Raw genomic sequence first — 12,702 nt, 5'->3', positions numbered from 1 at the left:
CCCACGCGCGTGCGCGCCCCGCTGGATGGTCATGGCGCAGATTGTAAACAGTTGATCGGACAGTCCTTCCTTCGGGTCGGACACCCGCCCGCTTCGGACCGAACCGCTCCGAACCACCCCGGACCGCTCCGGATCTCCGGACCGCTCCGAACCACCCCGCCCGCCCTGCTCCGCCCGGTCCGCCCTGCTCCGCCCGCTCCGCCCGGTCCGCCTGGAGATCCGGAATCGGGTGGCTGGAGGAACGCGGGGGAACCGGTGGCGATCCGGTGGCGGATCAGTCGAACGTTCCGGCGGGGCGGTCCCGGACGGGAGCCGCCGGCCCGATCCCCGTCCCCCGCTCCCGTCCGTCCCCCGCCGCACCGGCGCGAGGGCGCCTCGGGCGGGCAGCCCGGACAGCGGCCCTGCACAGGGGCCGGATGCCGGGTTCCGGGGTGCCCGTGATCACCGGGTGCCGAAAAACTGTGACAACTCGCACAGCCTGTGGGAGATCTTCTGGCGGGTTCCCTCTGGCGAACGTCTAGCGGCCCCGGGCAGGATCGGGCCATGGACCTCCTCGACATCCTGACCGACAAGGGCCTCCGCCGGGAACTTCCCTCCCGGGAGGAGGCGCTGGCCGTGCTGGCCACCACCGACGACCAGTTGCTGGACGTGGTCGCGGCCGCGGGCCGGGTGCGCCGCCAGTGGTTCGGCCGCCGGGTGAAGCTGAACTACCTGGTGAACCTGAAGAGCGGGCTGTGCCCGGAGGACTGCTCGTACTGCTCGCAGCGCCTCGGTTCGAAGGCGGAGATCCTCAAGTACACCTGGCTGAAGCCGGACCAGGCCGCCGAAGCCGCCGCCGCGGGTGTCGCGGGCGGGGCGAAGCGGGTGTGCCTGGTGGCGAGCGGGCGCGGCCCGACGGACCGGGACATCGACCGGGTCGCGGACACCATCGCGGCGATCAAGGACGCGGACGAGAACGTCGAGGTGTGCGCCTGCCTGGGCCTGCTCTCCGACAACCAGGCCGAGCGGCTGAAGGCGGCCGGCGCGGACGCGTACAACCACAACCTGAACACCTCCGAGGCCACCTACGGCGAGATCACCACCACCCACACCTACGCGGACCGGGTGGACACCGTGACCAAGGCGCACGGCGCGGGCCTGTCGGCCTGCTCGGGCCTGATCGCGGGCATGGGCGAGAGCGACGAGGACCTGGTCGACGTGGTGTTCGCGCTGCGCGAGCTGGACCCGGACTCGGTGCCGGTGAACTTCCTGATCCCGTTCGAGGGCACCCCGCTCGCCGAGGAGTGGAACCTCACCCCGCAGCGCTGCCTGCGCATCCTGGCGATGGTCCGGTTCGTCTGCCCCGACATCGAGGTGCGGATCGCGGGCGGCCGCGAGGTGCACCTGCGCTCGATGCAGCCGCTGGGCCTGCACATCGCCAACTCGATCTTCCTGGGCGACTACCTGACCAGCGAGGGCCAGGCCGGGCAGGCCGACCTCGACATGATCAAGGACGCCGGCTTCGAGGTGGAGGGCGCCGAGCAGACCACCCTCCCCCGCCACCGCGCCCACGCCGCCGCCGGTGCGGGCTGCGGCGGCCACCAGGAGGAGAGCGCCTGCGGGACGGGCGGCGGCTGCGGCCCGTGCGGCGGCCACGGGGAGGCTCCGGAGGCCGTCGCGGCAGAGCCGAAGTCGGAGTCGGAGTCGGAGTCGGACGAGGCGCGCACCGACCTGGTCCGGGTGCGCCGCCGCGGCGCCGGCACCGAACTGGCCCCGAACGCCTGATGGACCGTCAGAACGCGTTGGACGCCGCCCGGTTGCTCGAACTGGACCGGGCGCACGTCTGGCACCCGTACGGCCCGATGCCGGGGACGGCGCAGCCCCTCGTGGTGGAGTCGGCCGCGGGCGTGCGCCTGCGGCTGGCCGAACCGGTGGGCGGGCAGCGGGAGTTGGTGGACGGGATGTCGTCCTGGTGGGCGGCGATCCACGGCTACCGGCACCCCGTGCTGGACGCGGCGGTGCGCGGGCAGCTCGACTCGATGAGCCACGTCATGTTCGGCGGCCTCACCCACCGTCCGGCCGTCGAACTGGCGGTCAATCTGGTCGAGTTGACGCCCGAGCCGCTGCAGCACGTGTTCCTCGCCGACTCCGGTTCGGTGTCGGTCGAGGTCGCGCTGAAGATGTGCCTGCAGTACTGGCGCTCGCTCGGCCGGCCGGAGAAGCACCGGGTGCTGACCTGGCGCGGCGGCTACCACGGCGACACCTTCCACCCGATGTCTGTGTGCGACCCCGAGGGCGGGATGCACCACCTGTGGGGCGGGGTGCTGCCCCGACAGCTGTTCGCCGCCGAGCCGCCCGCCGGGTACGACGCCCCCGCCGACCCGGCGTACCTCGCGCACCTGGCCGAGCTGATCGGGCAGCACGCGGGCGAACTGGCCGCCGTGATCGTCGAACCGGTGGTGCAGGGAGCGGGCGGGATGCGCTTCCACTCCCCCGCGTACCTGTGCGCGCTGCGGGAGTTGTGCGACGCGCACGACGTGCTGCTGGTGTTCGACGAGATCGCCACCGGCTTCGGCCGCACCGGCGAGCTGTTCGCCGCTGACCACGCGGGCGTCGCACCGGACGTGATGTGCCTGGGCAAGGCGCTGACCGGCGGGTACCTGACGCTGGCCGCGACGCTGTGCACGAGCCGGGTCGCCGAGGGCATCTCGCGCGGCGAGGTCCCGGTGCTCGCGCACGGCCCGACCTTCATGGGCAACCCGTTGGCGGCGGCCGTCGCCAACGCCTCGATCGACCTGCTGCTGCGGCAGGACTGGCGCGGCGAGGTGAAGCGGATCGAGTCGGCGCTGCACACCGCGCTCGCCCCGTGCGCGGGGCAGCCGGGGGTCGCGGACGTCCGGGTGCTCGGCGCGATCGGCGTGGTGCAGCTGGACGCGCCGGTCGACATGGCGGCGGCGACGGCGGCCGCGGCCGAACAGGGCGTGTGGCTGCGGCCGTTCCGCGACCTGATCTACACCATGCCGCCGTTCGTCACCGCGGACGCGGACGTCGCCGCGATCGGCCGGGCGGTCGCCGCGGCGGCCGCCGCGTCCACCGCCGCCGGTAGCTAGCCCCCCTTCCCCACCCTCAGCCAGGAGCACCCGCACCATGTCCACCGTCCTGTTCGTCACCGGCACCGGCACCGAGGTCGGCAAGACCCTGACCACCGCTGCCGTCGCCGCGCTCAGCCCGGGGCCGGTGGCGGTCCTCAAGCCCGGCCAGACCGGGCTCGGGCCGGACGAACCGGGCGACGTGGCCGAGGTCGTCCGGCTGGCCGGGCCGCTGGTGCACGGGGTCGAGCTGGCCCGCTACCCGGAGCCGCTCGCCCCCGAGACGGCCGCCCGCCGGGCCGGGCTGCCGGCCCTCGACCCGGAGGACGTCGCCAAGGCGGTGGCCGGGCTCGCCGCCGAGTACCGCACCGTCCTGGTCGAGGGCGCGGGCGGGCTGCTGGTCCGCTACGACGAGCGGGGGCGCACCCTCGCCGACCAGGCCCTGGTCTGCCGGCGCCTCGGCCTGGACGTCGAGTTCCTGCTCGTCGCGGCGGCCGGCCTGGGCACCCTGAACGCCACCGCGCTCACCGCCGAGGCCCTCCGCCACCGCGACCTCCCCCTGCGCGGCGTCGTCATCGGCTCCTGGCCCACCACCCCCGACCTCGCCACCCGCTGCAACCTCGCCGACCTCCCGACCGCCGCCGGCGCCCCCCTGCTCGGCGCCCTCCCGTCCGGTGCGGCCGCTCACACCCCCGCCACCTTCCACCCTCTCGCCACCGCCTCCCTCGCCCCGTCCCTGGGCGGCAGCTGGGACGTCGCCGCCTTCACCGCCGCCCACCGCCCGGACTGATGGACGACCTCCCCGACGCCGCCCAGCCCGGGGCCCGGTCTCCGCCCGGCGGAGGCGGCGGTGCTCGAGGAGCGCCTTCCACAGTTCGAGGCGGTGCCGGGAGTCCGCCGGGACGACGCAACGCAGGACGCCGAGGACGAGGACGACGGCCAGCACCGGAACGGACACCGGTTGACCGGTCAGGTAGGGCACGGGTCAGTTCCCCTCGCCGTCGCGCAGGTCGAGCGCGGCCGTACCCAGCACCACCCGGTGCGCATCGCCCCGACCGACGGGGACAGCCCCCCTGACACCGGCTTCCCGGTGGGTCAATGCCCGTACCACGTCGCGGGCCTGCGGGTAGCCCCTCCAGCGCAGCGTCCACGCGTCCCCGGTTCCCCAGAGGTGGCGAACCGGGCCGCGCGTCATCTCCGGGTACTTGCGGTCCCTGACCTCCGGCCGGTCCAGCGGGTCCCAGGCCAGGCTGGTGGCCCACTGCCGGAGCCGGTCCACCATGGTGTAACGGACGGTCAGGGCTGCCAGTAGCGTCCTGGCGTCCGGTGAGATCGGCGGAACCGCCTCCAGCGTGCGGTGCTCCTCCGCGGTGAGGCAGTGCCCGACCGTGAGCATGTCGGACGCGGACAGGCAACGCCTCCCGGCCGCACACGGACCCCTGTCCGGCTGCGCCGTGACGGTCAGCAGCGCACCGGTGGGCAGGTGGCGCAGCCGCAGGGATGCCCGTCCCCCGCACCGGCAGCCCGCCTCGTACCGGAGCCCTGGAACGCCCCATCCGCTGGCCCCGCAGGTGGGCAGCAGCCGACCTGCGAGGTTCTCCGGAGTGCTGTTCACCATCAGCAGTTCGTCCCGGCGGGGCGACATCACCGGGGAGTACGCCGCGGCGATCGCGTAGTTCCACCGCGCTGTCGGACCGGTGTAATCGTTGTCGTTGAACAGGGCGAGCGCCAGCAGTGCCCGGAAGGTGCGCTGTCCGTCCGAGCAGTCGTCCAGGCCGAGGCGCTGGGTGTCGGGCCGGATCTGCACGGTGCTCTCCCGCTCCCCGGTGTACGCGCAGCGCAGCGCGGTCCGTTCGGGAACCGGCAGTGTCTCGACCGCCAGGGCTCCCTTCTCGCGCGCGGCCATGCTCCGCGCCGTGCGGTAGGGGACGGTGTTCGCGGATTCCCGCTGGATCTCGCGGGCGCGCGTGGCGAGGTCGTCCTTGAGCGGCACGGTCGGGTTCCTTCCGGGCACGTTGCTGTGCTCCCGCTCACTGTGCCCCGGCGGAGGAACGACGGGTCGTACGGCTCACGCGTGCCCAGTGGCACTCTGCGTCCTCAACCCCGGGTTTCGTGCGGGAGGGAACCCGAGTCCGACGTCAGTGGCGGGCGTGTCCGCCTGGGGCGACCGTAGCACTCTCGCCACGGCTTTTCCTGACGGCCCGTCAGGTGATCGGAGGCTTGCCCGGAACGGTCGATTGTCAGTGCTCGCCGGAAGAATAACGGTCATGAACAAGGCCGATCTGCTCTCTTCCGGCGACTACGCCGACGCCGTTGCCGCTGCCGCGCGGGCCGCCGCCGCCTACTACGCGGACGGGACGACGACGCTCGGGGACGACGAGTACGACGCGCTGGTGCGGGCGATCGCCGCGTACGAGCAGGCCCACCCGGAGGAGGTGTCGGAGCAGTCGCCGACCGGCAAGGTCGCGGGCGGCGCCGCGGAGGGGGACGTCCCGCACTCGGTGCCGATGCTCTCGCTCGACAACGTGTTCTCGGGGGAGGAACTCGCGGACTGGGCGGCCTCGTTGGAGCGCCGGCTGGGGCGGGCGCCGGCCAAGTGGTGCGTGGAGCCGAAGCTGGACGGGCTGGCGGTGGCGGCCCGGTACGAGGCGGGGGTGCTGCGGCGGGTGCTGACCCGCGGGAACGGGCTGGCGGGTGAGGACATCACGCACACGGCGGGGGACGTCCTGGGCCTGCCGGCCGTCCTCGCCGAGCCGGTGGATGTCGAGCTGCGCGGCGAAGTCCTGTTGACGCACGCGCAGTTCGAGGTGGCGAACGAGCTCCGGACGGCGCACGGCGCGGTGCCGTTCGCCAACCCGCGCAACGGCGCGGCGGGGACGCTGCGGGCCAAGGACCGGCCGTACCGGATCGAGTTGACGTTCTTCGCCTACGACGCGGTGGGCCTGGACGGGGAATTGGCGCACAGTGCGCTGCTGGAGCGGCTGGCGGCGCTCGGGGCGAACACGGCGGCGTCGACGGCGGCCGCGCCGCTGCGCTGCGAGGGCGTCGAGGAGGTGCAGCGGCGGGTCGAGGAGATCGCGGGGATGCGGGCCGCGCTGCCGTTCGGCATCGACGGCGTGGTGGTGAAGGCCGACGACGCGGCCGACCAGCGGGACGCGGGCTCCGGTTCGCGGGCACCGCGCTGGGCGGTGGCCCGCAAGCTCGCGGCGGAGCACAAGGTGACCAGGCTGCTGGGGGTGGAGTGGGCGGTGGGCCGGACGGGCATCATCGCGCCGCGCGCCGTGCTGGAGCCGGTGGTGATCGACGGGGTGACGGTGTCGTTCGCCACGCTGCACAACCCGGCCGACATCGAGCGGCGCGGGCTGATGCTGGGCGACCGGGTCTTCGTCTACCGCGCGGGGGACGTGATCCCGCGGGTGGAGGCGCCGCTGGTCGAGGAGCGCACCGGCGAGGAGCAGCCGATCGTCTTCCCGTCCGTCTGCCCGCGCTGCGGGGAGGCGATCGACACCGGTGAGCAGCGCTGGCGCTGCGTGCGGGGGCGCAACTGCCAGGCGGTGGCGTCGATCGTCTACGCGGCGGGCCGCGACCAGTTGGACATCGAGGGCCTGGGGTCGACCCGGGCGGTGCAGCTGGTCGAGGCCGGGCTGGTGCGCGACCTGGCGGACGTGTTCACGCTGACCCGCGAGCAGCTGCTGTCGCTGGAGCGGATGGGCACCACCAGCACGGACAACCTGCTCGCGGCGATCGGAACCGCCCGGACGCGCCCGCTGAACCGGGTGCTGTGCGCGCTGGGCGTGCGCGGGACGGGGCGCAGCATGTCGCGGCGGATCGCGGCGCACTTCGGTTCGATGGCGTCGATCCGGACGGCGGACGCGGAGGCGCTGGCGCTGGTGGACGGCATCGGCCCGGAGAAGGCCCGGCTGGTGGTGTCCGAACTCGCCGAGCTGTCACCCCTGTTGGACCGGCTGGCGGAACTGGGCGTGGGCACCCAGGTCACCGCGCCGGCCGTGGCGGCCGTGGCGGCCGCAGTGGTCGCGGTGGTCGCGTCGGCCGATCCGGCGGCCGTCGCGGAGGGGTCCGTCGCGGAGGATGCCGGTGCGCAGAACACCGGTGCGCAGGACACCGGTGCGCAGGCCGCCGTCGGCGGTCCGTTGAGCGGTGAGGCGGTGGTGGTGACGGGCAGCATGACGGGGGCGTTGGCCGCGCTCTCCCGCAACGAGATGAACGAGCTGATCGAGCGGGCCGGCGGCAAGGCGTCGTCCTCGGTCTCCAAGCGGACCACGCTGCTGGTCGCCGGGGAGAAGGCCGGTTCGAAGCGCGCGAAGGCGGAGGAGCTGGGCATCCGGATCCTAGACCCGGAGCAGTTCGCGGCGCTGGTCGCCGCGCTCCTACCCGTCGCGGTCTGAGTCCGGCTCCTGCCGGCAGGGCGTCGTTCTGTCGGTCCGTCGGCCCGGCGCGGGTGGTGGTGGTGCCGCCTCCGTGCCGGGCTGACGGGTTTTCGTGAGGCAAAAGGGAGATAAAGAGATGACCATCGAACGGCTAACATTATGATCTGGTGAGCGAGGTCGGTCGGGGTGGGCCGGATCGACCTGGACGCGTGACAACGGGGGCAGTGGTGTCGCAGCAGATCGTGGTGGATCCGGACAGTCTCCGGTCCGAGGGCAGCAGCATGGCGGCGGTCGGTGAGGACTTCCTGGCCGCGGTGAACGGCCTGTCAGGACGGTTGCAGGCCCTGGAGAAGGGCGACACCCCGCCGTGGGGCGACGACGACCTGGGCGAGAAGTTCGGGGTCGTGTACGAGGGCCTGCGCGACGGGATGAAGGAGTCGATGCAGTCCCTGGGCGAGCGGATCGGCGAGATCGGCCGGAAGCTGCAGGGCATGGCGGCCAACCACGAGGCGAACGAGGCCACGACGGACGGCTCGTTCCGGACCCTGGAGTCCGCGCAGGGCCAGGTCGGGAGCGGCATCCACGCGCTGTACCGGCCGCGGGCGCACTGACCCGCGCCGTCCCGGTCGGCCCGGCCGGTCTGTTGTGGCTGTGCCGTCTGTTCTGACTGTGCCGTCTGTCCTGTTGTGAAGTGCGTGTCGTTACGGGGGGTTTGGCGAAGTGTCGCTGATGTTGCCGGACAGCGTCGAGTGGGTCCTGGAGATGCTCGGCTTCGACTGGCCGACCGCGGACGAGGACAAACTGATGGAGTCCGCGCAGGTGTGGCGCGACTTCGCCGACCAGGTCGAGGAGTTGCACTACCGGGCCGCCGGCGCCGCCAACAACGTGCTGGCGAGCAACGCGGGCGACTCCATCGACGCGTTCGGCAAGACCTGGGAGAAGTTCTCCGGCGGCGGCAGCGGCTACCTGGCGGACGCCGCGATGGCCGCCCGGCTGATCGCGGCGGCGTTCGACGCGGCCGCGGTGATCGTGATCACCTGCAAGGTCGCCGTGATCGCGCAACTCGTCGCACTGGCCGTGGAGTTGATCGCCGCCCAGGCCGCCGCACCGTTCACCCTCGGCCTGTCCGAACTGGGAGCCGCCGGAGCGACCCTGGCCACCAAGGCCATCGTGCGGCGCCTGCTGAAGGAACTCCGGCAGGCCCTGGTCGAGGCCATCATGGAGACGCTGAAGGAACCGGTCGTCTCCGCCGTCCAGGCCATGATCAGCGACCTGATCGCCCAGACCGTCAACCAGGGCTTCGGCGCCCAGAGCGGGTACGACCTCGGACGCACCGGCAAGGCGGGCGCCGAGGAGTTCAAGGACGCGGTCAAGAACTCGGGCCAGACCTTCACCGAGGCCCTCCGGGACGGCGCAGGCGCCCGAGCCGGCGGACACGCCCGCAGCGGACTGGACCACGCGGCGGGACGCGGCAGCGACTCCGGCTCGTCAGGCGGCAGCGACGGCAGTGGCGGCAGCAGCGACGGCAGCGGCAGCGGCACGGGCACTTCCACCTCTGCCTCCGGCGGCACCGGCTCCACTTCCGGCAACGCCGGTTCTGCCTCCGGGAGCGGTGGGACAGCCTCCGGCAGTGGCGGGATGGCCTCCGGCAGTGGCGGGACGGCTTCGGGGGACGGCAGTCCGTCGTCGGGCAGCTCCGCTTCGGGCGCGCCGTCCGGCGGTGCTCCCACCGGGAGCAGCCCGGCTTCGGGGACGTCCACCGGCGGCGGCCCGGCCACGAGTACGCCGGCCGGGAGTACGCCGGCCGGGAGCGGACCGTCCGGGACGGCTGCGTCCAGCAGTGGTCCGTCCGGTGACGGGCCGTCGGGGCAGAGCACCTCCGGTCCGGACGGTGAGTCTCCGCGTTCGCAGCAGCCGACGGCGACGACACCGGCGGCCGAGCCCCGCACCAACACGCCGCTCGATCCGTTCGGCACCCGGCTGACCCCCGACGCCGACAGCACCCCCGCCGCCGACGGCCCGACCCCGCGCAGCGCCCCGGTCGACGCCGACTCGGCTTCCACGGACGGACGTTCGGCACCGGAGTCGTCACAGCCCTCCCCCACGCCGAACAGCGACACCGGCACCGGCACCAGCACCAGCACCAGCACCAGCCCGGACGCGGACACGACGCGGCCCGCTTCCACTCCTGCGGGGGGCGGCGTCCCGTCCCGCACGCCGGACCACGACCCGGGCACCCACCCGGCTGCGTCCGACAACGCCCGGAACCACACGCCCGACGGCGATCCGACGCGCCCCGACTCCACCGACAGCGCCTCCTCCCGCACGCCGGACAGCGGTACGACCCGGCCCGACTCCGCCCCGGCGCACGCTCCGGACGGGGACTCCGGCCGACCCGGTCCCGCCCCCACCGACAGCACCCCGGACCGCACGCCCGACCACGACCCCGGCGCCCGCCCGACGCCCGGCGAGGGCAACCCGCCGCCGCGCACCTCCGAGGCCGCCCCGGCGGCCGGGCCCGCGCACGCGTCCGAGCGTCCGCACTCCGGTGACGTCCCGACACCGCGCGACGAGAGCGCTCCGGCGGGGACCCGCCCGGACGCCGCGACCCCCGATCCGCGGACCGCCGAGCACGCCGCGGCACCCGCCCCCGCGCACGCCTCGTCCGAGGCCGGTCCCGCCCGGGTCGATCCCCGCGCGGCCTTCGCGGGCACCGCAGACCACACCGGTAGCGCAGACCACGCCGGGACCGCCTCCGGCGACGGCACCGCGGGCACCCGTCCCGTCAGCCTCAACACCGCCGGCCTGGGCGCCACCGCCACCGCTCCCCCGGCCCACTCCGGAGGACCGGACCCGCGCCTGGGCCAGACCCAGGCGCCGACCCCTGAGCAGAGCGTCCCGGCCGGTACGCCGACCGGCGCCCCGGTCGTGCCCGGTGCCGTCCCGACCGGTGCCACCCCGGGTGGGAGCGCCCCCGCGGCCACCCCCACCGGCAACCGCCCCGCCGCCACCCCCGCGCCCTCCGTCCCCCACCAGAACACCCCCGCCCAGAACACCGCCGCCCAGAACGCCCCCGCCCCGCGCCCCGAGCAGCCGAGCCGGAACTCGTCCCTCGGCCCGCGCCCCGCCGCCGACCGCGGCCCCGGCACGTCCCGCCCCGACGCCCCGTCCCACCAGGAACCGGCCGCCTCGCACACCCCCCGCCCCGAACGCGACAGCCCCGAACGCGACAGCTCCGAGCGGGACGGCTCCGAGCGGGACGGCTCCGACAGCCGTCCGGCCGACGAGCGTCCGCTGTCCGACAGTCGCCCGTACGACGCCCCGGGCGGGCTCGACCGGGTGGACCCGCAGCATCAGCAGGACCTGGAGAGCCGCATCCCGCGGAACTCCGACGGGACTCCGCAGCGGCACCCGGATCCGAACGGCGACTGGCCCGGGGCGGTCAACGGCGACGGCCACCGCGCGCCCGGCCGGGACAACAACTGCCTCGACGTGGCGCTGTCCACCGCGGACACCTACAGCGGCAACCCGACCGCCGCCGCACCGCGCAACGACTCGAGCCCGGACGGCGAGCAGGGCGGCCGCGACCGGGCGGAGCGCCAACTCGGCGCGCCGTTCCGGGACTTGGGCAACGGTGAGCAGGCGTTCCGGCGGATCGAGGACCAGCTCCGGGCGGCCGGCCACGGCTCGCAGGCCGTCATCGTCACCCAGGACGCCAACGGGCGCGCCCACGCCTGGAACGCGGTCAACCACGGCGGCCGGATCACCTACCTCGACAACCAGACCGGCCAACGCGGCGACAAACCCCTGCACGACGGCGGCCACGGCGTCTTCGCCGTCCCGCTCGACCCGGACCGCCGCCCGCTCCCCGCGGACCGCTCCGCCGGGAACGACCGCCCCGCCGGGAACGACGGCCCGGACCGCGGGGACGGCGGCACCGACCGCCGCCCCGCCGACCCGGCCGGCAAGGGCAAGGACAAGACCGCACCCGACCCCGACCCCGACCCCAGCGAGAGCGGGGACGGGAAGCAGAAGACCGACGACGGCAAGCCGCACCAGTCGCTCGCCGAGAAGCACAAGGACGATCCGGACCACCCGGCCCACGAGTCCGCCCGCACCGAGCACGAGCGGCTCGCCCCGCGGGAGAAGTCCGGCGACCACGTGTACGGGATCCTGGGCGACCAGGTCCAGCAGACTCTTCGCGTCGCCAACGAGGTCCGCCGGGTCGAGATGGAGTACGTCTACGACCAGTTGTACGCGTGGGCGGACAGCGGCCACCTCGGGGCCGCTCTCGACCGTGCCACGGGCGACAACCCGATGACGCTGCGCCGGTCCGACCTGGAGCAGGCGCTGCCGGGCTTCGGGGACATGCACCCGGGTGAGCAGGGTGCAGTGGTGGCGTCGATGGGACGCATGAGCGACTCGTTCCACGAGCAGCACGGCCGGGGGAAGAGTCCCGAGGAGAAGCCCTACCCGTACTCGGCGGACCCCGACCAGCCGGGCTCCGGTCCGGGGCAGGCCGAGACCGAGAGCCGGGGTGCGGTCGACCACGGGAAGACCAAGTCCGACGGCGGGCTGAAGCTCGCGCAGGATTCCGAGGCGATCAAGAAGGAGATCAAGAAGGTCTTCGGGGTCGGCAAGTTCGAGGACTCCTTCGACCAGGCGGTCCACCGTCCCGACTTCACCGGGAAGAACTACGCGGTGCTGGAGGTCTACGACCCCACCACGAAGGAGGTTAGCTACGTCCTGGAGAGCTCGGTGCCGTCCGGCGGCGACCGGGCCGGCATCACGCCGTTGCACTCGGAGACGCACGCGGGCCACTGGATGGAGAACCTCAACCGCGGCCGCGACGAGAAGGACCGCTACGAGGTCCTGAGCCTCTACACCGAGCGCGAGCCCTGCGGTCGGGGAGCCGGCCACGCCAACTGCTCGGGCTACCTGTCGGAGAGCCACAAGGGCGTCCCCGTGCACTACGCCACTGGTTACCGTAAGGGGCAGAAGGTGGAGTCGCCCGAGGTCGGGGACGCCGCGCCGGACACGTCGCAGGACGAGCCGAAGGGCAAGTCGAAGGGCAAGCTGACACCGCGCCAGCACATGAACCGGGACTTCGGCGACCACGTCGGCGAGGTGGCCGGGATCTGGCTGGTGACCGAGCAGCAGCGCCTCCAGTAGGACGGCGGTGGCCGCGGTGCCCGCGGTGCCCGCGGCAGCGGCGGTTTCGGGCGATCCGGGCGAGCCGGGCGAGT

General features: G+C 74.0%; 7 protein-coding genes. 6 read left to right on the top strand and 1 reads right to left on the bottom strand.

Going from position 1 to position 12,702, the window contains the following annotated elements:
- The first annotated feature begins 543 nt into the window (after positions 1 to 543).
- The 3 genes from bioB to bioD are packed head-to-tail and all read left to right on the top strand — an operon-like array spanning position 544 to position 3,858.
- Positions 544 to 1,764: a biotin synthase BioB gene (bioB, locus tag EDD39_RS34875; protein ID WP_123563612.1), complete on the top strand. Its 1,221-nt coding sequence runs from the start codon at positions 544 to 546 to the stop codon at positions 1,762 to 1,764.
- Complete coding sequence (locus EDD39_RS34870) at positions 1,764 to 3,089, top strand: adenosylmethionine--8-amino-7-oxononanoate transaminase (RefSeq protein ID WP_123563611.1); 1,326 nt, start codon at positions 1,764 to 1,766, stop codon at positions 3,087 to 3,089. Before bioB ends, EDD39_RS34870 begins: the two co-directional genes overlap by 1 nt.
- 37 nt (positions 3,090 to 3,126) lie before the next feature.
- Positions 3,127 to 3,858, top strand: a complete 732-nt coding sequence (bioD, locus tag EDD39_RS34865; RefSeq protein WP_123563610.1) for an ATP-dependent dethiobiotin synthetase BioD — start codon at positions 3,127 to 3,129, stop codon at positions 3,856 to 3,858.
- A gap of 195 nt (positions 3,859 to 4,053) precedes the next feature.
- Here bioD and EDD39_RS34860 read toward each other — a convergent pair whose 3' ends face one another.
- Entirely contained in the window at positions 4,054 to 5,061 is a 1,008-nt protein-coding gene (locus EDD39_RS34860; protein WP_123563609.1) for a hypothetical protein, read from the bottom strand.
- A 274-nt stretch (positions 5,062 to 5,335) separates the two neighbouring features.
- Here EDD39_RS34860 and ligA point away from each other — a divergent pair, with 274 nt between their 5' ends.
- From ligA to EDD39_RS34845, 3 genes are all read left to right on the top strand, one after another.
- Complete coding sequence (gene ligA, locus EDD39_RS34855; RefSeq protein WP_123563608.1) at positions 5,336 to 7,474, top strand: NAD-dependent DNA ligase LigA; 2,139 nt, start codon at positions 5,336 to 5,338, stop codon at positions 7,472 to 7,474.
- 206 nt (positions 7,475 to 7,680) lie between these two features.
- Positions 7,681 to 8,067 (top strand): hypothetical protein, encoded by a 387-nt coding sequence (locus tag EDD39_RS34850; protein WP_123563607.1) that lies wholly within the window; start codon positions 7,681 to 7,683, stop codon positions 8,065 to 8,067.
- A gap of 118 nt (positions 8,068 to 8,185) precedes the next feature.
- Complete coding sequence (locus tag EDD39_RS34845; RefSeq protein ID WP_148089585.1) at positions 8,186 to 12,628, top strand: toxin glutamine deamidase domain-containing protein; 4,443 nt, start codon at positions 8,186 to 8,188, stop codon at positions 12,626 to 12,628.
- Positions 12,629 to 12,702: the final 74 nt, after the last annotated feature.

The organism is Kitasatospora cineracea, assembly GCF_003751605.1.
Taxonomy (GTDB): Bacteria; Actinomycetota; Actinomycetes; order Streptomycetales; family Streptomycetaceae; genus Kitasatospora; species Kitasatospora cineracea.
The sequence above is the reverse complement of the archived record's forward strand: the minus strand, read 5'-3'. Positions and strand labels throughout refer to the sequence as shown.

Bases quoted from the DNA above. Each gene is read 5' to 3' on its own strand.
- bioB (WP_123563612.1), top strand. From the start codon at position 544: ATGGACCTCCTCGACATCCTGACCGACAAGGGCCTCCGCCGGGAACTT.
- EDD39_RS34870 (WP_123563611.1), top strand. From the start codon at position 1,764: ATGGACCGTCAGAACGCGTTGGACGCCGCCCGGTTGCTCGAACTGGAC.
- bioD (WP_123563610.1), top strand. From the start codon at position 3,127: ATGTCCACCGTCCTGTTCGTCACCGGCACCGGCACCGAGGTCGGCAAG.
- ligA (WP_123563608.1), top strand. From the start codon at position 5,336: ATGAACAAGGCCGATCTGCTCTCTTCCGGCGACTACGCCGACGCCGTT.
- EDD39_RS34845 (WP_148089585.1), top strand. From the start codon at position 8,186: ATGTTGCCGGACAGCGTCGAGTGGGTCCTGGAGATGCTCGGCTTCGAC.